Below are 21,174 nucleotides of genomic sequence, written 5' to 3'. Positions count from 1 at the left end.
ACGATGGCGGCTTTGTTTAGCTGTCGCCCGTGGAAAAGGATCGAAAAAATGTCCAAGATCACCGGAAATACCGAAACGATCGAAAACGCCGGCTCCCCTGCCTTCGACCCATCCAAGCCTGTCGAGCAAGTCCGCGCTGTCGCCGAACAGGGCCTTGAGCGGTCGAAGGAGGCATTTTCCAAATTGAGTTCGGGCGCCGAAACGACTCAAAAGGCTTTTGAGTCGACCTTTGAAACGGCCAAGACCACCAGCAACGAGGTGTCCCAGCAGATGATTGCCTCTCTGCGGGCCAATGCCGAAGCTGGCTTCACGCACCTCGAAGCACTGGTTGCCGTGAAGTCGCCCTCCGAGTTCATCGAGGTGCAGATCGCTTTCCTGCACAAACAGATTGAAAAATCCGCCGAGCAGGCCAAGGTCCTACAAGCCTTGATGCTGAGAGCTACCGAGGATGTATCCAAGCCGATCAAGAATGCTTTTGAGATGGCTTTGAAGGAACTCAAAGCCGCCTGATTGGCTCAGGCAATCGGGACCGAAAGTCAGCACCTCGCCCACTGGGCACCTCGTCCGCGGGTGTCGATGAGGCTGCCTGTTTTAGGGAAACCAGTGGGTCAGCAATTGGGAGAAACGAATGAACCCGGAGGCTTTCAGCAGTCCACTTTTCGTGAAACGTGCAGCGTACGTCGTGCAAGAGATTGCCGGCCTTGCGGACGCTATCGATTTCCTCAACGACTGGCCTGAAGATCGCAGAGACATGATCCACGAAGCCGCCCTCAGGGCGTGCTATGATGCATACGACGGGCGAAAACCTGTAAGCGCAGCGCGTAACGCCTTTTTCGGCTTTGCAAAACGTGCCGCCATATTGGAAGATGCAACCTCCGCAATGCAGTGGCTCGCTGCCAGCGAGTCGGGCAGTGGAAAAGTCCAACTGTAGGCGTCGGCGAAGAGGGCCTCGGGAAGAAGGGCCAGCGCCGCACGGGAGGCAGCACTAGGAAACCCTGGACTTGACGATGCGTCAGTCGATGAGCGGCAGCGCCAGAGCGCAGTGACGGGGCCCTCAAGCGCCGGGCAGCGCGCCCTTCGCCGACATCTCGAAGACATCGAGCAGGATGGCCAGCCCCACGCCGCACGCGGTGAAGATGAGGCCCGCCATGAAGATGCGGTTGGCGCGTTCGTAGATGGGTCGGCGCAGCGAACTCATGTCGAGCAGCATGGACAGCGCCCGCATCTGCAGCGCGATGCCGAGCAGGATCGGCACAACGGCAACCAGGTCGTAGAATCGCCATGGCATGGGGTTAGCAGCCCAATGCGTGACGAAGCCGAGCGAAAAGGCAAGCAAGATCCCCACGACGGTGATTGTGCCGTTGCGGAAAATCGTCTCGATCAGCTCTTCCTTCGGATCGTTCTCGTCCAAGCGCCCTCCCCTCCATCAGCCGTAGCAGGTCATTGCGCGGTTAAGATTAAGCTCTCGGGGAATCCCTGTACATCACTGCCAATTAGTCAAGGGCCGAGGCCCGAGGCCGCAGGCAACCGCTTCAGGTTTGCGCTGCCCGTTGTGTCGCTTCTCGGGACGCCATGGGAATTTACCGCGAGTGAACGAAGGAACAGCGCCTGTCACTGGAGCTGCGCTCAGAGCAGTGTGAGCGCAGGGGCACGCGCGTCAGGATTGAAGCTTCTATTGTCGAACTGCCCATGACAGCCGGAAGTGCGTACAATGAAATAACGAAGGGCACGGTGGTGTCGGTCGTCCATCAGCCCTCGTATCCAGGGGCGAGAATGAAATCGAAAACCGGGTCGGGCTGGCCAAGCATCGGCTCTCGCAAAACAGCTGGGGAAGTTACGGTCGCTTCGGCGTGTACCGCGAGCGCGGCAGGTGTCATTCCGAGTGCGTCCTCAAAGGGCCGGCTCGGCAGAGACGTCACCTGACGAAAGACGGCTGCAGCTCTTGCCGCATGGCGCGCGGCAGCGACCCGCTTTCCCTCGCGGATCTTCACCCCGGCCGCTGCCAACAGGATCAATCCCTTGAAGAAAAGGCGATGCTGAGTGCTTCGTTTCGCAGCGTGCCAAAGAGGCTCCCAAGCCTCATGAGCTTCCCAGTAATAGCCGTGATTGAAAAGGTCCACACCCCATCGAAACCCCTTTGAGCTGAGGGATTCCTCGACGGCGACAACGGCCACCGGGTCGCTTTGGTAACTGTGGCCTAACGGATCGCGAACCGGATGAGGATGTTTGCCAGGCAGGTACGCGTAGCCCGGGAAATTCTTTTCGGGCAGCAAGCGAGGATGTGACATAGACCCCAGAATTCATGAAAGCACGTCAATGACAATTCATGTCACATGGAATCTGATGGGACACGGCCCTGCATTGGTTGCTGGATCCTTCCATCCCTGAGATTTCAGCTTACGCCTTACACGCACGAAGCCGGATGTTTCCGGCGGCAAAGCGCCATTCGGTAGCAACCGCCACCACCTAACCCGAACTGCCGTTCATGTGTCATGGCGGCGTTGTCGTGCCGTCACGATTCTGTCGATCATTTTTCCGAGCGTCAGTTCGCGATAGCGCTCGTCAAGGCAGCTGTCGGAAGCGAACGTCTCCAAGATTTTTAGGGGATCGACACCCAATTCATCTACGACTCTTCGGCCGTAACGATCGCTCCTTAGGTAGTTAAAAATCTCTCGGAAGCAGCGATTAACTTCCTTTATATCGCCGTCGTCCAATGCATCTCTTATGTAGACTTCCAGGATGGCAATCGTTGCATACAACTGTTTCCACGCGAATTTATCTCGCCGCATGGTGGCCGGCGACAGCATATTCGCGACTCGACTCTTGAGGCAGAGGACTGGATGCATGACAGCAACATCTGCCCGCAGCAGCTTTCCGTCCGAATCTGCTTCAAGCCGGATGACCGAAACGCCGTTTTCCAACTCGCGTTTTGTGAGACCCAGAACGCCGTGCATGAAGTCGATCTGCAACTTCTTTCCGTTGACCTCGGCCACGACAACTGCCGTGTTCGGCGTGTTCATATCATCTGCATTTGGAAGATAGACTTTCCCACCAAGCGCCTGCGCCAGGCTCTCTGCCGCCTTCTTCGTGCCGAAATAGTCGATGTCCTTACTCGTCAGTTCGGAGCTGGACGACAACTCAGGAGTTCGGTCTTGGTAGAACCATGCCCACAGGTTGGTAGCCTGGCCGCCGATGACAAATGTGGCATCATCGATCGTAAGTTTTGATGCTATCTGGAGAACGTCTACCGGGCCGAAACGCGCAGGCTCGTCACTCATCTCAACGCGACTGAGGCCCTGCGAACAAGAAGCCGGGCCTTCGACCGATCCAGGGACGAGAAAAAGCCATTCTCATCGCGAAGTTCCTTAGCGGAAATCTGCTTGGACGCAAGGCGCGCAAGGTCGACATCACGGGAACGCTGCTTCTCCGCGCGACGATCCTTCACGTTGAAATGGCCAACCTTAACGCTCACGACTACCTTCCTCGATCGAGCAATATATCTGCCCGACCTGCCTGAAAGTCAATGCGGCGGGCGGCTGCATGGCAACCAGTGTTAACCGTCACTGAAATGCGGGTGAAGCAGTTAGCGAGTTTGGCCCATGCTCGTTTACGGCTCGTTGCCTCGAAGTTAAAGAACCGATCGACTCCTGCGGCCAGATCCACTAATGGCCCGCTTATGTCAGGCAGATCCGCATACGGCGCTGATTTCGACGGCCTCCCGAAGCCGCCGCATCGCCATGTGTATCGGCGACCATCGCCTCAGGAGCCTGAACATGAGCACCCACGCCTCTAGTTCCCGCACGCCCCGCCTAGATTCTAGAACTTCCGGACCGGTGGCGTTTCATCCACGTCAATCACGACGCTGAGGCGCGGAGGTGCGAAATACCAGGACGGCCAGCACTTCCTGATGTCCCCGGGATGCCGGGACATGCCCATCCAGCACCTCGTCAAGATTGACGAAGAGAAAGCCTACGCGATCTTCCGTCAGTTCCGCTGGCCTAAGACCCAGGGCGAGCCTGTCTGCCCCCCTTGCGGCGTTCTCGACCGCTACGTACTCCGCAGGCGTCGCCGCGAGTACTCAGTCACCTCCAGCACCGTGTTCGCCTTCCGCAAGCTCAGCTTCTGCAAGATGCACCAATCGCTGGCGTTCAACGTGAGCAGTTTGAGGACGGGCCGAAGGCCGGGCACTGGTGTTGAACCAGATTTGGGCTTGGCGGGGCAGCCGCGTGCCATCGTCTTTCATTGAAAAGCACGGCCGGCGTCAGCTATTGCGACAAGGTCCGCGACATCCGCAATGATCGGCCGCCCATGAACACTTGACCCAAGCGCCTTCGGATAGCGCGGCTCGGCCAGCGTTTTGACAAACTTTGCCAAAATATGCCATGCTGGTATAGGGTACGGAGGGCACTATGGCAACGATGAACGTATCACTACCCGACCCGATGAAGGATTGGGTCGAGGGGCAAGCCAAAACGGGCCGCTACGGCTGTTAACGAGAGGCGAATTCCCATTAGCCATTGTCGCGCGGCGCTTCATGGCCGCGATTTTGTCATTTCGCTCCTGATCCCGGCGGATCAAATCGCGCACATAATCGCTCGCGTTGGCGTTTTGTCGATGATGGCCTGAAAAGGGGCGCCGGCAAACGTTCCAGGGACACGCTTTTTGCGGAAGCGGCCAAACCATTATCGGTATTGCCGAGCAGGCAGTGCACCTGTTCGGTGCTGTGCAGGTCAGAGAAGATCATGACGAGATGTTCGCGATCTTCGATCTGATCGCTGCCAATCCGCGCATGGCCCGGGAGCGGCTTGAACTATCGCCGCCAATACGTATTCAACATTCGAGGCCCATCTCATCGTCTACCTGATCGAAGCCAACGACGGCATACTCATGTCCGTGTGCGCCACGGACATGGGTCCTCATGACGACTCAGGATCGATGATCCCCCATCAGCTCTGGGATTGCCCCAAGGCTTGGGAATAGTCTGGCACAGGATAAACTTTCTGGCAGCACGACATCGGCGCAAGCCGTGCCTTTGCCATTGAGTTGACTGGAGCGTTGGTACTCAATTTCCTCCCTATCTGACTTCGACCTGGGTCATTGTCCGGCAATCAGCGTTTGTCGATCTGGCCGCCTGTCTTTACTTCCTGCTCGCAGTCGTCGATTTCGAACAGATCGATCGCCGGGATACAAAACGGCAAGCGGGATCCGCTTTTGATCCGATCCCCCCTGGTCAAGCTGTTCGCCAGTCTCGCTGCCTGACCGGCACTTCGCCAATTCGCGTGCAGACATTGCAACAGATCCTTCAAAGAAATTCATACACTCTTAGCAACACCAAATTCGTTGGAATGGTAAGCTCATCGTCGAATCCGAGGTAAGTAGGTCAAAAGCCTGGCGACACTTACTCTCAATGGTCAAACTGCAATTCTTTGCGGCAACAGCAGAAGAGCGCACATCATGGGTTTTTGAAAAACTCTACTGTCGCCTCAAAACAAGTACGCGCTCAAATACGCGCTCAAAAATAGGAGAAGTTCCTCGCGACCACGGCGATTGTCTGGTGGCCGGATTAAGCAAAAACATGATTTGGTTCGAAAGCTGCAGCATCTGCGGAGATTGCCAAATGACAAAGTCAGTAGGACGAGTGCCCTGTCTTTCTATGTGGCCTGATGTTGACCAATGATGACACTGGTCAGTCGCCTACGCACAGCAGCGCATTTGGATCGCCTTCGAATCCTGGGCCTTTGCGCGCATGCGGACCTAACTGTCTGCGAACTAGCGGAGATTCTGGGCGTGCGTCGCGAGCGGATTGTGCGACACGTCCGGCTGCTCGCCAGAGCCGACTTTCTTTGCTGCAACGAACAACGCCCGTGGCGCTCGTACCATCTGAAAGCAGGCAAGGACGGCGGGCTGGTTCAACTATTGGTCGATCTCCTGCCCCATGGCGACGGCTATCATAAACGGGACCTGCAGCGGCTCGAAGCGATCCGAGACGCGCGGCCGAAGGGACCGCCTGCCTGATCGTGAAATAAATCAATCCAAGCGGAGCGAGAAGCTACCATGGACAACACCACCGACGGCGCCATCGCGCAGCCCGAAACCTCCGCATGGTCTCCCTTGGCCGCGGTTGATCGCCGCGTTCACGAACTGCTTCTAAGACAGGAGCGGCAGGAGCGGACAACGCTCAAACTCATCGCCTCTGAGAACTTTGCCTCCTCGGCCGTTCTGGAAGCGACCGGTTCGATTTTCACGAACAAGTATGCCGAGGGGTACCCCGGTGCACGATACTACGCGGGAAACGAGATCGTCGATGAGCTTGAGAACCTTGCGATTGAGCGGTTGAAAACACTATTTGGCAGCGAGCATGCCAACGTCCAGCCTTATTCCGGCTCGCCGGCCAACCAGGCTGTCTATCGCGCGCTTTTGAGCCCCGGTGACAAAGTCATGGGCTTGCCCCTTCCGGAAGGCGGCCATCTCACTCATGGTTGGGCCATCAATTTTTCCGGAACGGACTATAAGCGGGTCCCCTATGGGCTGCACGAAAAGACGCAGCAAATTGACTATGACCGTTTGCGCGAAACAGCAAAGCGCGAACAGCCTCGGCTCATTTGGGTTGGCGGTACTGCTTATCCCCGTATCTTTGACTACGCGCTGATGGCAGAAATCGCTCTGGAGACGAACTCCTATCTCGTGGCCGACATCGCGCACATCAGTGGCCTGATTGTCGCAGGAGCGCACCCGAATCCGGTTTGCCATTGCGACGTCGTCACCAGCACCTCTCACAAATCGATCCGCGGTCCCCGCGGTGGCTTCATTTTGTCGAGGAACGAAGATCGCTATCAGGCTCTGTACCATCCCAAGAGCAAATACAATCTCGCCAGGCGGATAGATCGCGCTGTCTTCCCTCAACTGCAAGGAGGGCCTCATATGAATGTTGTCGCTGCGCTAGCTGTCGCTTTGCAGGAAGCCGCGACCCCGGCCTTCCGCAGCTACGGTCACCAGATCGTCAAGAATGCCAAGGCTCTGGCCCAGGCGCTTCTGGAGCGAGGTTATGACCTGGTCACCGGGGGGACTGACAATCACATGCTGATCCTTGATCTGCGTGATCGACCACTGTCAGGAAAAGCTTATGCCGAGCGGTTGGCAAACGCTGGCATCATTACGAACTTCAATATGGTGCCGGGCGACCCGCGCGACCCGGCGGTCGCAAGCGGAATTCGCTTGGGGTCGCCAGCAGTGACCTCAATGGGCATGCGCGAGGGGGAAATGCTGCAGATCGCCGCTTTCATTGACTTGGTCTGCCGCCAGCCCAACGATCCGGATGTTCACACCAGCGTGCGAAGAGACGTCGCCGACTTCTGCGCTGCGTTCGGGGTGCCGGGCATCACCGACATCTAAGGCGAACTCATCAAAATGCTCCATACAACTCCACACCCGAAGCGAGGCATTTCATGGCTAGGCAGTTCGTGTTCTCTTCTGAATCCGTCGGCGCGGGACATCCGGATAAATTGGCCGACAACATCTCGGATGCCATCCTCGATGCGGTCCTGCGCTCCGATCCAAAGGCGCGCGTCGCCTGTGAAGCTTTGGTGAAGACCTGTGAGGCGTTGGTCAAGACAGGGATGGTCGTTCTGGCTGGCGAGATCACCAGCGATGCGCAGGTCGATTACAGCCAAGTTGCCCGCGACACGATTCTCGATGTTGGATACGATGATGATGCCGTTGGCTTTGATGGTCGGCGTTGCGCCGTCGTCCTGGCCCTCACCGAGCAGTCGCCCGACATTAGCCAAGGCGTTGACGAGGGTCGGGGGCAGGATCTCGAGCAGGGCGCGGGGGATCAAGGCCTGATGTTCGGGTTCGCATGCAGCGAGACCGATACACTGATGCCCTTGCCGATCCAGCTCGCTCATCGCTTGACGAAAAGGCAGGAAGAGGTCCGCAAAGCAGGACAGCTTAGCTGGCTGCGTCCGGACGTGAAGTCGCAGGTGACTGTCCGCTATGAAGGTTTGCGCCCAGTGGCGCTGGATACCATAATCCTGTCGACGCAACATGCGGAAGAGGTCTCACAAGATACAGTCCGGGAAGGCGTCGTCGAGGAGATTATAAGGCCGGTCCTGCCGACCGATTTGGATACGGCGGGGATCAGGATCTTGGTCAATCCAACGGGGCGGTTCGTGGTGGGTGGGCCGCGCGGCGACTGCGGCCTTACAGGGCGCAAAATCATCGTCGATTCCTATGGTGGGATGGGGCGTCACGGCGGCGGCGCCTTTTCGGGCAAGGACCCGTCCAAGGTAGACCGCTCGGCTGCCTATGCGGCCCGCTATGTCGCGAAGAACATCGTTGCTAGCGGACTTGCGGAGGTCTGCGAGGTTCAGCTTGCTTACGCGATCGGCGTGGCCAGTCCGGTTTCTGTCATGGTCAACACTTTCGGAACGGCGAGGATTGAGGAAAAAAGGATCGAGGGCCTCGTTCTTGAGCTGTTCGATCTCAGACCGAAGGGCATTATCAAAATGCTTGATCTCTTACGTCCGATATACCGCAAGACCGCGACATATGGACATTTCGGCCGTGAAGAGCCTGAGTTCACCTGGGAGAGGACAGACAGAGCCGAAGACTTGCGGCGCGCGGCAGGGCTCGCAGCCGCATGAACGCCGACGTCGACTGGATTGTCATTTGGAAAACCCATTCCAACTCGCCAGATCCGCACGTGGCGGCAGAAAGCCGGCAGGTTCATCGCGGAGACATTGATGCCGGATTATGACGTGCTTTGCATCGGCAATGCCATTGTCGACATCATCGCCCAGTGCGACGAGGACTTCCTCGAGACCAACGGCATCATCAAGGGCGCGATGAACCTCATTGACACCCAGCGCGCCGAACTGCTCTACAGCCGCATGGGCCCGGCCATCGAAGCGTCCGGCGGCAGCGCCGGCAACACGGCGGCCGGCGTCGCCTCCTTCGGCGGACGCGCCGCCTTCTTCGGCAAGGTCTCCAACGATGCGCTGGGCCAAATCTACGCGCACGACATCCATGCGCAAGGCGTCGCCTTCGACACCAGGCCGCTCAAGGGCGAGCCGCCGACGGCGCGCTCGATGATCTTCGTCACCCCCGACGGCGAGCGCTCGATGAACACCTATCTCGGCGCCGCCATCGAACTCGGGCCGGAGGATGTCGAGCCCGACAAGGCTTCCGGCGCCAAGGTCACCTATTTCGAGGGCTATCTGTGGGACCCGCCGCGCGCCAAGGAAGCGATCCGGCAGACGGCGAAGCTGGCGCACGCGGCAGGCCGCGAGGTGTCGATGACCCTATCGGATTCGTTCTGCGTCGACCGCTATCGCGACGAGTTCCTCGACCTGATGCGTTCGGGCACCGTCGACATCGTCTTTGCCAACAGCCACGAGATCAAGTCGCTCTACCAGACATCGTCGTTCGACGAGGCGCTGGCGCAGATCCGCAAGGATTGCCGGATCGCCGCCGTGACCCGCTCGGAAAAAGGCTCGGTCATCGTGCGCGGCGACGAGACCGTGGTCATCCAGGCGACGGCGATCAAGGAACTGGTCGACACGACCGGCGCCGGCGACCTCTATGCCGCCGGTTTCCTGCATGGCTACACCCAAGGCCGCGACCTCAAGGCCTGCGGCGACCTTGGCTCCCTGGCGGCCGGATTGGTGATCCAGCAGATCGGCCCGCGCCCGCGCCAGAACCTGCGCCGCGAGGCTGAACAGGCTGGGTTGCTGTAGCGTGCGAACTAGGTCCCCACCCCGGTGCAAGCTGTCTAAGGAAAGTGCTGGCAAATCGCTATCTCAAGATCGACGTCTTGGGATCTAGAGCGACGTCGACATCCGGCCGAGACTGCCAAGACAGGCCAGCGTCCTTACGATCGTGTCCGTCGACGCACGTCGGTTCGGGCGGCTGGTGCTCCCCCGCCGCTGGCTCTCATCTGCTGCCCGCTTCGCCCTGCAGACACCAGAGAGCGAAGCCTCCACGGCCGCGAAAATCTCGGCACGGCGGCTCGATACCAGGACCGGATCGCCATTTTGGGGAGGTGATCGGTGCAGGTGCCCGACGTGGATCACGCCATCCATCTCCTGACTGTATCATAGCCATCGTCCTTTTCAGCCGGCAGAGCCTCCCGACCGCCGGATCGATGATGAAGATACCCTCTGGCGAATAGTCTCTTTTTGAAGAGTGTGACGGTCTGCGCCGTCCTACTTGTTCCGGCCTGTTGCCATGCCCTCCTGCTCCGCGCACGCGGCAAGGCGTTGTCACTCTACCGTGCAACACCCTGTGGAAATACGACAGGTGCACCAGAATAGCCCGGTCTGGGCTAAAGATTTTTCAGGCAAACCCTGAAAAACGAAACGGCAGCCCTTGGTGTTCACGCCGCCGCTTGGGCTAGTACTACAGGTTGCGCATGTCCACGCCGTTTGTAGTGACAAATGGTGGCTGCGGCCCGATGTCGTCGTCGCCATAGCGACCATGCGATGATGAAGGGCTTTTGTGTCGGTGGGAAGATGAGGATCCGGGCGAGGAGATAGCGGATCTCGGGCACGCTCGGGACGAGCCCAGCCATCCGGATCGGGCGGCGATTGGCTCCTTCAGACTTTCGTTCGGTTTGCTCCATGCGCTGCGGCGAAGATCAGCCGATAGCTTGGAGAGGAACGCCAGGGCGGCCATGCACAGGCTCATGTGGCGATGCCATCCCTGCCAGGACCGAGCCTCGCAATGATCAAGTCCGAGATCATCTTGGCGCGCCAAAAGCACTCCTCGAGTTCCTCGGGCGAGGTTTCCTCAAACCGACGATCCCCTCCACGGCGCATGGAGGACGTTCTCGGACTGCAATGCCTCGGAGCCAACACACAGCTTTTTCTCGATACGCTGCGAGCGTGGCTTCAACTGGCGGATGATTTGCCAAGGCGGCGTTTGTCCGGGGTAGGTCAGACGGATTCCGCCGACGTCCACTCCGTCCCGGTCGAGCAGCACGCGGATCAAATCTTCTCGACTCAATTTATTGTAATCAGTCATTTATTACCTCGACAGAGCCGCTAGGTGCCTGCTCCTGAATGAATTTGAAGCTAGGCTGAGCCTGCCGAGGCGTGAAACCATAGGCTTTTTGATCTGTTGCTGTGAGTCGACCTCGATAGGACCATTACATGAACAAACGGAGGTGACTACGCTCATCTCTCGACTTCCCGCAGGGGGTTAACGATATCGACTCCCTCGAAATCTTTCTCATTGTCCGTGACGACAAGGCACCCATTTCTCTCGGCAACAGCGGCGATGATCGTGTCGAGAGCGCTTCGTGGGCGGCCTTTGGCCTTGCCATCTGCCATTAGCCGCGCCCAGATCAGACCTGCTTTCTCGTCGAATGCGAGGATGCGATCCGCGAACAGAGCCTGCGGCCCTTCAGACCCAGTGAACCACTTGTCGAGTGCATCGCGCTTTCTGCCGCGTGGTTTCTCCAAAATCCCGCGTCGGATTTCCGCAACGGTCAGCGAGGCGATAAACAGGTCCTCATCGCGCTGTGACGACATCCATGCCACGAGTGATTCTGATGGCTGCGGTTTGACGACATTGCTGATGATGTTGGTATCGAGCAGGTAACGCGTCACAGGTCGACCTTGCGCCCCTCTTCGCGGGGCCGGCTGAGGTCGAGGTCCGCGCCAACCAGAGGCGAGCGACGCAACGCAGCGAGAATGCCGCCCGCTTTCGGAGACTCACCCGCCACTGCCTGCTGTACGGCCCGACGAAGCTGTCCGGCTTCCGGCCCGCCCTCCGTCAATTTCCGGGCAAGGGTTCGCAGTAGATCGCGGTCGGCGTCGAACGCCTGGATCTCGAACCGCGCGATGCCGCGCTCAGTCAGGCGAGACCGATAATTCTCGATGGCTCTCTTCTGCGCACTGTTGCTCATCGCGTGCCTCCGTTCTATATCCGGATATATAGCCGTCTTTTCCTTGGAGGGCAAGGCTGGTGAAACTGTTATGCATCCCGGTGGGTGAGGATGGCCTCCCCAAGGCATTCATGGTGTCGAGGGTTGCCACCATGACGAAACTACCCTCTTCAAAGGAAGGTGATCGCAAAAATATTTTTGCTACGACGGTAGTCGACTCGTGCCCCGCCACTACGCTGCCGTCCGCCAGAACTCGCTCCTGCGCGAAACAAGCTATTGATTCAAAATGAATTTCTCTCTTGCCAACGCGCCGTCACGTGGCATCTTCGTCGCGAAGCGGAGTGCTCCGCGCGAGGACGAGGACGCGATCGTGGTGCGACCGAGACGTACAACAGCCGAAAAGTTTGGTGTGGTCGTCGACGCGGCCCGCGAACCGGCAGTGCCTGCGTCCTCGAAGCCCGATCCACGCCTCATCGATCTGGTCCGGCTGCTGGCGCGACAGGCCGCACGGGATTTCGTACAAGCCGAAACGCATGATTGGAAGCGAGATCGCCTCCCGGAATAGGGAGGTCGCCTCATGAAGGTCGCGCTCTACGCCCGCTACTCGACTGACAATCAGCGAGACGCCTCGATCGAGGGATCAGCTGCGGCTCTGGCGCCTCCATGCCAAAAAGCAAGGCTGGACAGTCGTCGACAGCAATACCGACCGGGCGATCTCCGGCGCGTTGCTGCTGCGTCCCGGCCTTCAGGAGCTGATCAGCGATGCGATGCGGGGCAAGTTCGTCGTCGTGCTCGCAGAGGCGATCGATCGCCTGAGCCGCGATCAGGAGGATATCGCTGGACTGTTGCAATGTGTGGGAGACAGCGAAAAGTCCAACAAAAACAACCAACCGCCCAAAGCACAATGTGCTGCCTTTTATCTTGCCATCTTAATCGGTTGTGTTTGGCAATACTTTGTAATCATCGTCGTTCCTCCTTCCGTCTACGATGATAAACGACTCTATTCTCTGCGCTACGATTCCGCTTTTGAACGTCGAGTTCCGATGCGCCGTGCAATCTTCCGCGCTCTGCGACGGTGTGGTTCGGCTGCATGGTTGCAGCGCTCGGACCGTCGTGGCGCACTTTTCCATCGGACTGACGGAGCATCGTCACAGGCAATCGAGCGCGGTCCGGCCGGCTGTTCGTCGGCGCGGCAGCAGGCAAGATAACGTGCGTTCCGTCGTTCCTGGTCTGCTTCGGTTCTCATCCGCAGGGGCGGATCTCCTTGTGTCAGATGGCGTCCGTCAGCGTGCGGGCGCCATGCGTTTCAACCGCCGCCGCGCCGCTCATCGCTGCGCTCCGAGCAGGCGTCGATCCTTGATGTGGGCGCGTTGCGCGGCGTCGGTGTCACTCATGGCTGCGTCGCCGACATAGAACGTGCCGTCGCTCCACATGGCGTGCATGATCACCGCCAGCTTGCGCGCCACAGCGACACAGGCCTTGCGGTGGCAGGAGCGTTTGGCGATCTCCCGGCCCCAGCTCTTGACCTTGTCCCTGCCCTTGAAGCGCGTCATCAGTCCCGACGCCGCCTCGTAGAGCGCGCGCCGCACGTCCGCATCGCAAGCCTTCGAGATGCGGCGCTGAAGGTCGATCGAGGAGCCCGACTGCCAGCGCCGCGAGGTCAGCCCGAAGTAGGCCGCGACGTCGCGTGAGCGGCGGAAGCGTGTGGGATCGTCGATCGTCGTCATAAAGCGCGCGTCCGACCTTGCCAAGGCGGATGCCGAATGCCTTCAGCGAGTGCCTGATCGCGTTCTCCAGGTCGAGAAACTTGACCTTCAGATTGCGCCGGCGCATCAACAGAAGCTTCGTCCCGCAGCAGCTCTCTGACTTGATGTAGGCTTGGCGGAACTAGCCGGTGCACATGATGTGGGCGATGCCGAGTCTATCAGCCCTGTCGGTCTTGTTGCGCTGCGCCGACATCGCGCCGCGCACGTGCTGCGTCTCCAGGCAGATCGCCGGCAGGCCGAGTTTCTTCAGTTCCGGATGCAGACCGGCGACAGTGATCCTGCCTCGTGGCCGACGCGGCGCAGGCTCGGCAGAAACGGCTTCAGCACCGCAAACAGCGCATCGGGATCCGTCACCGCCGTCGTCACAAGTTGCACGACGCCATGATCGTCGACGACGCACAGCGCTGTCTCATCCATCGCCACGTCCAGTCCACAAAAGAGCTCTATCGTTCGCCTCCCGCGTTGCTTCAAAGGAGCAGATTTGCCGCCAAGTCGTCGGCGACAGGCGGGACGGCCGCTAGGCGTTCTGGTCTATTTAGGGTCGGTTTGATATTCACGACTGGGATCATGCCAGAGAATACATGGATAGCACGGTTGAGTGTGTCTCGTCCTGGTATGACGTCGTCGTCTCTCGAGAGACGCGACCACAATGTCGCGCAGCACAAAGCATAATGGATCAAATCCGCCATAACCGCCGCGCTTCTCCCCGGTGGAGGGCGAGCGCTGCCGCAGGCGCGATGACGATCTTGAGCGGGAGCGGCGCTTCGTCTCCTACGACACCGTGACCGGCAAGGACAGCGACACTTCGTAGCTACCCCCCCTGTTGCCATCAAAATCAAACTCATAAATCGTGACCGGCCCAATGGCGGTTGCGCGCTGGCCTAGGAAAAATGAAAAGGCCCCCGGAACAGCCATGAACAAGTGAATCCTTTGTCCCGGCGAAGTGTCGCGGACTGACCTGATCTTGGCGACCAGAGACTCTGCCAGCTCGAAGGCATGACGGCCGCAGATCACGGCGCGAGCACCCGGCGCCGTTGCGATCCGCGCGTCAAGCGTAGCGCGCGCTACGGGCAGCGACGCGGCCGCATATCCGGACACCGCCGCCGCTACGTCATGAGTGAGACTCACCGTGACGACTATCCCGTCCCCCTCCGGCATGCCGTCATGCTCACTGAAGGTCCATACCGGCCAGGCGGGATCGTGAGGCAGGTCATTGGGCGACCACACCGCACGGCCCGTAGTGCGCTGCTCCAGCTCGATAAGACGCCCCGATTTGATATTGAGCACCGAACCTGCCGCAAATGAAAGCGTGAGGTGCGCGTCGAGGACGAGCCTGAGCCGTTCGCTCTCGCGCGCGGCTTCAAGAAGGAAGTTCTTCAACGCCGGATACAGCGTCCCCTGCCAGTCCGAATCCGGCCGTATCTGGCGGTCGGCAAAACCCGGCACAGCTACGTTTCAGCCCTACGGCCAGGAAATGCAGGTCGAGAAGTTCGCGCAGTCCGTCCAGGGATTCGGACGTTTCCGAAAAAGCGAGGGTCCGCGCGAGGATGCGCAGTTCGTCGTCCGTGACACCCAGGTGATCTCGCCAAAGCTTGCGCACCTTGCCCATCGTGCTGTTATCGGTGGCGGTTCCGAAAAGCATGCCGACACGAAGTGTGTGCGACCGCTCATTCACGAGCGCGCGCAGAGGGTCGGCGCGATCAATGCGCCAGTTGCTGGCGAGCCGGAAGCGAGTGCCCATTCCATCGGGTGCGTGGTCACGCTGCGCCTTTATGGCGCGCTGCAAGTGAGACCGCGCCGTCGCCCCGAGAAACGCCGGGTCGGCCAGGCTCGCATGGCCGTAACTGTCGGGGCTGACATGCCATTTGCACTGGACATGCTCCCTGCGCAGGGGATGTCCCTCCTGATCGAGAAGAGCCGGATCATATTCGACCCACATGTCATCAAACCCGTTCGCGCCGCTTTCAAAGCCGACCTTTACGACGGGGCCATGGGGATCGAGAAGCAGCGCCGCCTTTTGCCAGAAAAGACGGGCTTGATAGGCTGCTCCATCGCGGGCGACGATAACGGCTTGGGTCACGGGCAGTCCTCCGTAAAAGCTGCGCTCATGTCGCCTTACCGTCGCGGAAGCGCGGTGTAGCCTTCATGGCCTGAATAATCTCGATGGCGCGTTCGAACCGGACAGGCCGGTCGGGATAAGCGTCCAGGATAAGTGTCGGCAGTAAGCGCTGCGTGAGATCGGAGAAGGTGTAACCAACCGCGCCCTTTTCGCCCCCGGTCAGGTTCACGACCTGATCGATCTGCGCCTTGTTGAAACCCAGCTCGGTCAGAGGGTCTTCGATCACAGCGCGGCGCTGCTTATCGCCGGGCCTGTCAAAATCGAAAATCTCCGCCGCCCGCCGTTGTACGGCAGGGTCAATTGCCGATAGGCGGTTCGTGCAAAGGACCACGGCAACCGGCAACTGCCTCTCGGCAAGCCGATCGACGCCGCGAATGAACGCGTTAACACCGGCCCGGTCCTCGTGATGCATCTGGGCGCTTTCGCGGCTCTGCGTAACGGCATCGGCCTCGTCGACCAGGAGGATAATCCCGCCCGATGCCTTGCCCGACGAACGCTTGAGTTTCTCGGCCGCAAGAAGCGTCGCATCGAATGCAGCAGACAGCAGCTTGGTCATTTCGCCGACCTTGCCGCTTCCCCTCGTCGCGAGCGACAGGGGATAGAGCGTGACGCCGATCTTTTCCTGCCGGGCGACGGCATCGCCGACGGTTTCAGAGAGAGCGGTTTTTCCTGTGCCGACGTCACCCGCTAGAATCACCAGTGGCGGGCGTCGCTCCAAATAGTCGAGCGCGACTGACGCTCCCTTATGGTGCTTTTCCGCCCAATCGCGCGGGCCAGCGGGATTGACCAGAACGCCCAGAACCTTGGCAAGGCGCGTCTTCGCGTCATCTATGCCGACAAGCCGCGCAAGCCGCCGCGCCGCGCCCATATCGGGAAAATCGAGCCGACGGTCGAAAACGTCGTCAATTGAGATGGCGTCGCTCATATCTTCCTCACTGTGCTGCGGCCGAGACCACGACCGCCGGCGATGTAGTTGAGATCGTCGGTCCAATAGCCGGATTCGAGCGGCGGTTCGGTGCCCAACGACCGCTGAAAGGGGCAGGCGTTCTCTATCGCCTGACGTTCTGCTGCCGTCATGTTCGACCAGTTGCTGTTGTGAACGAGAAAGGACGTAAAGGTGGCACCGGCAACGTCAAGGCGCGGCCGGATCTTCCCCGGATCATCGTCCGAGACCAGGATGCCGCCCGCGAGCGCGCGGTAGCGCACGGCGGCCTCGGTCCACTTGCCGTCGCGCTTGAAGCCGTAGGTCACGGACTTAACGACGTCGTGGCGGAGATACTCGACGATCTCCTTCTCGTAGTTGTCGATCAAGGCCGTAGACGGCACGCCGTTATAAAGCGACTGGAACCGCAGCAGGTCGGTGGCAACCTTCGATGCGATGCGCCGTGCATGGGCGATCGTGAAGGTTTCGGTTTCGGTGGTGGAGTAGGAGCTCATATTGCCTCACACATTGAACGTCGGGCCAAAAATTTTCTGCCAGTAGCGCACGGTGTCGCCCTTGGTGATCGCGCGCAGCGCCGAGTCGATCGCGTCACCCGCATCAAGGGCGGCTTCGACGATCTTCTCCTTGTTCTGCCGGGTGTAGAGAGCGCTCACGTTGTTCTTGTTGTTGACGGGGTCCCAGACTCGGACCGGCGCGCCTGTCGCCGCGCAGGTCGCCGGGTTGTAGTAATCAGCAAAGGTGATGGCCGTTTCGAAGTCGTCGTTTGCTATGAAGGCGAAGATCTTCCCCAGGGCCGACGGATAGTCGCTCAACGCAAGGCCGCGGTCGGCGAGATAGGCGACTATCAGCTCGATCATGAATGACTTGAAGCGGAAATTTTCGTCCTGCTGCTTGATAAGCTGGCTCCAGAACTTCACGAACCGCACGACCTGCGCGAAATGCTTGTCATTGGCGGTTTTCCGTTTGCGGATGAATTCGAGGTGCATCGGCACGCTCGTCATCAGCTTTTCGCCCGTGTCCTGAGAGACAAGGTCACCGCGCCACTGCGGATCGCCCGCATAGAGAATGGGGACGATGTCGACTTCATTGCCCGTGGTGATGAAATTGACCCCGACGGAATAGGTCTTGCGCTTGATCTGCTCGGGTTTGAAGTTCGGAAACGCCGTTTCGAGCTTCTTGGCCAGCCAGTCGATCAGATCTGAGATTTTGTCCGGGGCCGAGTCGGAAGAAACGTAGCAGCCCACGTCGATATCGCTGATCGACTTCAGCGCCGTACCCTTGGCCAGGCTTCCCGAAAGCATCATCTTGCGCAGCGCGAAGTCGGGATGTTCTGCCAGATAGGTCTCCAGGCGGTCACGCAAGCGGTTCGCCTGAGCGCGCAAATCCGCCGCGTCATCGCGCTTCAGGTTCACCCGTTCGTCGGCAAAACGAACCAGGTCCGCGTGACTTACGTGGTCGCGGCTCATGCTACGCACTCCTCTTAATTGACGATTCTGTATGGTTGTGTTAAGTTACTATACGGATCGTGTTTAGCTGTCAATATAGTTTCTATCCCCATCGGCGAGGCTTGCAATGAATAATGAAGTGACCGGCATCCGGTGGGGCGTCGAACAGAGGCTGGAATTCATAGAATTCCGCCTGTTCTGGGAGGGGGGGGTTCGCCGCAAGGACATCATCGAAAGGTTCGGCGTGTCAGTTCCGCAGGCGTCCAAGGACTTGACGCTCTATCAAGAACGGGCGCCGGGAAATGTGGAGTACGACAAGAGCGCAAAGCGCTATGTCGCGGCGCACAATTTCAAGCCAAGGTTTTTGCAGCCCGATTCGGATGGTTATCTGTCGCGCCTGCGCTCCCTTGCGGAGGGATTGGCGAAGCCAGCGGAATCATGGATCGGCTACCGTCCCGATACTGACATTGCCCTCAGTCCGCATCGGGAGGTCGACCCCATTGGGTTGCGCGCTGTTCTCGACGCCATGCGCGAGGGGAAATCGATAGAAGTGCTTTACCAATCCATGAGCGACACCCGAACCGATCCGGTATGGCGGCGGATGTCACCCCATGCCTTCGGCTCTGACGGACTTCGTTGGCACGCCCGCGCCTATTGCCATATCGACGGAAAGTTCAAAGACTTTCTGCTGCCGCGCATTCTTGACGTGCGTTCCCCCGGACCCGGCGGAGCCAGGGGCCAGGACGACGTGCTCTGGCAAGAGCACGTCGCGGTGGAGATTACTCCGCATCCGCAGCTGACCGAAAGCCAGAAGACTGTCGTCGCGAAAGATTACGGCATGCAGGATTTCAAAGCCGTCCTGTCCGTTCGTACGGCGATGTTGTTCTACGTCTTGAAAAGACTCGGCTTGCTTCGTGATCCGGAGAATGAGAAGCCACGCGCCCAGCATATTGTTTTGCTCAACAAGGATTATGTGATGGCGGCCCAAAAGCGTGCGGAGTTTTACGATGCCGGTATCACCAGCGCTCCTCTCTCATAGTCAGGGCGGCCCGGGACCTCGGTCAGGATCACGCTCGGATCACTTGTTTCTCGGAGGCTCCCAACTCGGCCCTCCGCCACGAGGCCCGAAGGACCGAGCTACCAAAAAGCAACTTTAGATCCCACACGTCCTGTGCCGGTGTTCCTGTACGCGGAAGCACCTCAAGTTTCGCGAGAGTTCCCATCTGACCTGCGAATAGCGCAATGGTTCCAGGGTACGCCTGCCCGTCAGATCATAGCCTGGAATACTCCACTGGGTCTGCCGTTGATCGACCCTAGTCTGAGCGACATGGCCGTCGAAAAGTGCGTCAATCGAGCTGCAAGTCTTGACCAGGAAGGCGGCGGACGACCTCGGCAAATACTAGCTCTGGGCTTCGCTGGCCCTCGAGCTACTCAGCAAGCTGGCAAGCAACCCACCCTGGCTATTGCGGATTCCAGGGAACGACCGGACGGGATTCCGATCAAAATCCGGACGGCATTGGAGTGCACCCCCAGACTGAGACAAGGAAAATCGCGGACAGCTCCCGTGTTAAGCTATGCAGCCTTTTCCATCTGTCGCCCGCGTGAATGCTTCTGTTCGTATTCCTCCGGGCTGAGGTAGTCGAGCGCCGAATGCAGGCGCTGCGTATTGTAAACGGTCTCTATGAAAGCACCGATGTGCTTGCGGGCATCATCTGCATCCTTATAGGCGAGACCTTGCACCTCTTCCTGTTTCAGGGTTTTCATGAAGCTCTCCGCCTTCGCATTGTCGTAAGGATTGCCGACACGGCTCATGCTCGCCTGGATGCCGCGGCGATGCAGAAGTTCGGAGTAGGCCCCGCACGCGTATTGAACCCCCCGGTCGGAATGATGGATGAGGCTCCCGGGTACGGGCTGGCGATCAGCGATCGCTATCTCGAGAGCCCCGATGGCAAGGCTTGCTCTAAGATGCGTATCCAGCGCCCATCCGACAACCTTGCGGCTAAACGCGTCAAGGACAACGGCAAGGAAGGCAAACTCCTCGGCCAGATGCAGGAAGGTGATATCGGCAACCCATAGCTGGTTTACGCCATTGAGGATCATTCCCCTCGCGAGGTTCGGCACGACTTGCCAACCATGCCTGGAGTTGGTCGTCACAGGCGCAAAGGGTCTAGCGCGCAAGCACAGCAGATTGTCTTCACGCATGATCCGTAGAACGCATTTGTGATTGACTCGCCACCCCTCCCGCCGAAGCAGGGCTCCAATCCGGCGGTAGCCGTAGTGTGTGTTGCCGAGAGCCAGCTTCTGAATGAGATCGCGCAAACCCGTCTCGGCCCGACGCGGGGCCGAATCCAGCCAGTGACGATAATAGCTCGCGCGGCTGACACCAGCGAGCCAGCACATTCTGTCGATGTTGAATTCGCCTTGCGACAGGCCGGTCATCATCTTTTCGATGACTTTGAAGATGCCGTTTCGCCAAGAGCGCTGCTCCGACGCTGATCTTCCTCGAAGTGCCGCAAGGCTTCGCGAAAAAAATCGAGATCGAGCTGCTGCTGCCCGACCTTCTGCTCCAGTTCCCTGATCCGGCGCCTGACCCTGCTCAGTGCCTTTTCCTGAGGTGACGGCACATCGACTGCACTCTCCTGCTGTCCTGGCCGGCCGCCGCGCCGACGTGACCTCAGATTACCATGAAGCCTGAGATGATCGCGCCACTCGTAAAGTCGTTGGCGACTGATACCAACCTCATCTGCCAACTTGCTGACGGTTTCGCCCGCCTCCATGCGCCGGAGAAGCTCCAGCTTTTGGTCATCATCAATAACTCTTTGCCGTCCGGCCATACCCCAGTTTCCTCTCCTTGCGGGGAAACTGTCCGCGATTTTCCTTGTCTCAGTCTGGGGGTGCACTCCATCACTGTCCGGCTTCAGATTGGAATAGCCGTCCGGCATCACCGGAATACGCAGGCTATCGATCCAACCCATTGGCAGTCGCTCTTCGCCACTGCTGGCATCCGCGTCTGGACG

22 protein-coding genes and 4 pseudogenes are annotated in these 21,174 nt (G+C 59.2%); 11 read left to right on the top strand and 15 right to left on the bottom strand.

From position 1 onward, the window contains the following. Window positions 1–48: 48 nt before the first annotated feature. Window positions 49–510: a phasin gene (locus tag OHD58_RS28705; RefSeq protein WP_263807027.1), complete on the top strand. Its 462-nt coding sequence runs from the start codon at window positions 49–51 to the stop codon at window positions 508–510. A 118-nt stretch (window positions 511–628) separates the two neighbouring features. Further along, complete coding sequence (locus tag OHD58_RS28700; RefSeq protein WP_263807026.1) at window positions 629–931, top strand: DUF982 domain-containing protein; 303 nt, start codon at window positions 629–631, stop codon at window positions 929–931. 123 nt (window positions 932–1,054) lie between these two features. On the opposite strand, the gene OHD58_RS28695 is transcribed toward OHD58_RS28700, so the two are convergent. The 3 genes from OHD58_RS28695 to OHD58_RS28685 all read right to left on the bottom strand — a co-directional run bounded on the left by OHD58_RS28695 (window position 1,055) and on the right by OHD58_RS28685 (window position 3,278). Further along, a complete protein-coding gene (locus OHD58_RS28695) occupies window positions 1,055–1,411 on the bottom strand; it encodes a hypothetical protein (RefSeq protein ID WP_263807025.1) in 357 nt (118 codons plus the stop codon). A 337-nt stretch (window positions 1,412–1,748) separates the two neighbouring features. Beyond that, window positions 1,749–2,273, bottom strand: a complete 525-nt coding sequence (locus tag OHD58_RS28690) for a DUF309 domain-containing protein (RefSeq protein WP_263807024.1) — start codon at window positions 2,271–2,273, stop codon at window positions 1,749–1,751. Window positions 2,274–2,483: 210 nt separating this feature from the next. Beyond that, window positions 2,484–3,278, bottom strand: a complete 795-nt coding sequence (locus OHD58_RS28685; protein WP_006199651.1) for a hypothetical protein — start codon at window positions 3,276–3,278, stop codon at window positions 2,484–2,486. Between the two features lie 650 nt (window positions 3,279–3,928). Between OHD58_RS28685 and OHD58_RS28680 the strand changes: the two genes are divergently transcribed. Together OHD58_RS28680 and OHD58_RS30850 are read left to right on the top strand one after the other, a co-directional pair. Beyond that, window positions 3,929–4,246, top strand: coding sequence for a transposase (locus OHD58_RS28680; protein ID WP_263807023.1), 318 nt, complete (start codon window positions 3,929–3,931; stop codon window positions 4,244–4,246). A gap of 163 nt (window positions 4,247–4,409) precedes the next feature. Continuing rightward, a pseudogene (locus tag OHD58_RS30850) lies at window positions 4,410–4,488 on the top strand (type II toxin-antitoxin system ParD family antitoxin); the annotation flags it as partial. A gap of 39 nt (window positions 4,489–4,527) precedes the next feature. Here OHD58_RS30850 and OHD58_RS28675 read toward each other — a convergent pair. After that, window positions 4,528–4,605, bottom strand: a pseudogene (locus tag OHD58_RS28675) (type II toxin-antitoxin system ParD family antitoxin); the annotation flags it as partial. A 1,068-nt stretch (window positions 4,606–5,673) separates the two neighbouring features. Here OHD58_RS28675 and OHD58_RS28670 point away from each other — a divergent pair. The 4 genes from OHD58_RS28670 to OHD58_RS28655 all read left to right on the top strand — a co-directional run bounded on the left by OHD58_RS28670 (window position 5,674) and on the right by OHD58_RS28655 (window position 9,734). Further along, a complete protein-coding gene (locus OHD58_RS28670; protein ID WP_263807022.1) occupies window positions 5,674–6,015 on the top strand; it encodes an ArsR/SmtB family transcription factor in 342 nt (113 codons plus the stop codon). A 39-nt stretch (window positions 6,016–6,054) separates the two neighbouring features. Continuing rightward, window positions 6,055–7,392 (top strand): serine hydroxymethyltransferase, encoded by a 1,338-nt coding sequence (gene glyA, locus OHD58_RS28665; protein WP_263807021.1) that lies wholly within the window; start codon window positions 6,055–6,057, stop codon window positions 7,390–7,392. A gap of 53 nt (window positions 7,393–7,445) precedes the next feature. Next, window positions 7,446–8,642: a methionine adenosyltransferase gene (metK, locus tag OHD58_RS28660; RefSeq protein ID WP_263807020.1), complete on the top strand. Its 1,197-nt coding sequence runs from the start codon at window positions 7,446–7,448 to the stop codon at window positions 8,640–8,642. Window positions 8,643–8,741: 99 nt separating this feature from the next. Continuing rightward, entirely contained in the window at window positions 8,742–9,734 is a 993-nt protein-coding gene (locus OHD58_RS28655) for an adenosine kinase (RefSeq protein ID WP_263807019.1), read from the top strand. A 1,051-nt stretch (window positions 9,735–10,785) separates the two neighbouring features. Here the strand turns inward: OHD58_RS28655 and OHD58_RS28645 are convergent. The 3 genes from OHD58_RS28645 to OHD58_RS28635 all read right to left on the bottom strand — a co-directional run bounded on the left by OHD58_RS28645 (window position 10,786) and on the right by OHD58_RS28635 (window position 11,905). After that, on the bottom strand, window positions 10,786–11,019 hold the full coding sequence (locus OHD58_RS28645; RefSeq protein ID WP_263807018.1) for a hypothetical protein: 234 nt from the start codon (window positions 11,017–11,019) through the stop codon (window positions 10,786–10,788). A 152-nt stretch (window positions 11,020–11,171) separates the two neighbouring features. Then, window positions 11,172–11,606: a type II toxin-antitoxin system VapC family toxin gene (locus tag OHD58_RS28640; RefSeq protein WP_263807017.1), complete on the bottom strand. Its 435-nt coding sequence runs from the start codon at window positions 11,604–11,606 to the stop codon at window positions 11,172–11,174. Then, complete coding sequence (locus OHD58_RS28635; protein ID WP_263791813.1) at window positions 11,603–11,905, bottom strand: hypothetical protein; 303 nt, start codon at window positions 11,903–11,905, stop codon at window positions 11,603–11,605. Before OHD58_RS28635 ends, OHD58_RS28640 begins: the two co-directional genes overlap by 4 nt. Window positions 11,906–12,170: 265 nt before the next feature. Here OHD58_RS28635 and OHD58_RS28630 point away from each other — a divergent pair, with 265 nt between their 5' ends. Together OHD58_RS28630 and OHD58_RS28625 are read left to right on the top strand one after the other, a co-directional pair. Continuing rightward, window positions 12,171–12,449 (top strand): hypothetical protein, encoded by a 279-nt coding sequence (locus OHD58_RS28630; protein ID WP_263807016.1) that lies wholly within the window; start codon window positions 12,171–12,173, stop codon window positions 12,447–12,449. Between the two features lie 12 nt (window positions 12,450–12,461). Further along, window positions 12,462–12,729 (top strand): annotated as a pseudogene (locus OHD58_RS28625) (recombinase family protein); the annotation flags it as partial. Window positions 12,730–13,209: 480 nt separating this feature from the next. Here the strand turns inward: OHD58_RS28625 and OHD58_RS28620 are convergent. The 6 genes and pseudogenes from OHD58_RS28620 to OHD58_RS28595 form a co-directional block, all read right to left on the bottom strand. Next, a pseudogene (locus OHD58_RS28620) lies at window positions 13,210–14,097 on the bottom strand (IS110 family transposase). Window positions 14,098–14,421: 324 nt separating this feature from the next. Then, entirely contained in the window at window positions 14,422–15,096 is a 675-nt protein-coding gene (locus OHD58_RS28615) for an SAVED domain-containing protein (RefSeq protein ID WP_263807015.1), read from the bottom strand. Next, the gene (locus OHD58_RS28610; RefSeq protein ID WP_263807014.1) at window positions 15,011–15,730 is read right to left on the bottom strand and encodes a hypothetical protein; all 720 of its coding nucleotides are present in this window, start codon (window positions 15,728–15,730) and stop codon (window positions 15,011–15,013) included. The genes OHD58_RS28615 and OHD58_RS28610 overlap by 86 nt, the downstream gene beginning before the upstream one ends. A gap of 25 nt (window positions 15,731–15,755) precedes the next feature. Further along, window positions 15,756–16,637 carry an AAA family ATPase gene (locus tag OHD58_RS28605; RefSeq protein ID WP_263807013.1) on the bottom strand — a complete coding sequence of 294 codons (882 nt, stop codon included), beginning with the start codon at window positions 16,635–16,637 and terminating at the stop codon, window positions 15,756–15,758. Between the two features lie 53 nt (window positions 16,638–16,690). Next, window positions 16,691–17,206 carry a hypothetical protein gene (locus OHD58_RS28600; RefSeq protein ID WP_263807012.1) on the bottom strand — a complete coding sequence of 172 codons (516 nt, stop codon included), beginning with the start codon at window positions 17,204–17,206 and terminating at the stop codon, window positions 16,691–16,693. A 6-nt stretch (window positions 17,207–17,212) separates the two neighbouring features. Beyond that, window positions 17,213–18,178 carry a CBASS oligonucleotide cyclase gene (locus OHD58_RS28595; RefSeq protein WP_263807011.1) on the bottom strand — a complete coding sequence of 322 codons (966 nt, stop codon included), beginning with the start codon at window positions 18,176–18,178 and terminating at the stop codon, window positions 17,213–17,215. A 106-nt stretch (window positions 18,179–18,284) separates the two neighbouring features. Between OHD58_RS28595 and OHD58_RS28590 the strand changes: the two genes are divergently transcribed. Next, a complete protein-coding gene (locus tag OHD58_RS28590) occupies window positions 18,285–19,196 on the top strand; it encodes a WYL domain-containing protein (protein ID WP_263807009.1) in 912 nt (303 codons plus the stop codon). 533 nt (window positions 19,197–19,729) lie between these two features. Here the strand turns inward: OHD58_RS28590 and OHD58_RS28585 are convergent. Further along, the gene (locus OHD58_RS28585; protein WP_263807008.1) at window positions 19,730–20,596 is read right to left on the bottom strand and encodes an IS3 family transposase; all 867 of its coding nucleotides are present in this window, start codon (window positions 20,594–20,596) and stop codon (window positions 19,730–19,732) included. Further along, window positions 20,596–21,132 (bottom strand): helix-turn-helix domain-containing protein, encoded by a 537-nt coding sequence (locus OHD58_RS28580; protein WP_263807007.1) that lies wholly within the window; start codon window positions 21,130–21,132, stop codon window positions 20,596–20,598. The genes OHD58_RS28585 and OHD58_RS28580 overlap by 1 nt, the downstream gene beginning before the upstream one ends. Between the last annotated feature and the right edge of the window lie 42 nt (window positions 21,133–21,174).

It is taken from the genome of Mesorhizobium sp. ZC-5 (genome assembly GCF_025753855.1).
Taxonomy (GTDB): Bacteria; Pseudomonadota; Alphaproteobacteria; order Rhizobiales; family Rhizobiaceae; genus Neomesorhizobium.
The sequence above is the reverse complement of the archived record's forward strand: the minus strand, read 5'-3'. Positions and strand labels throughout refer to the sequence as shown.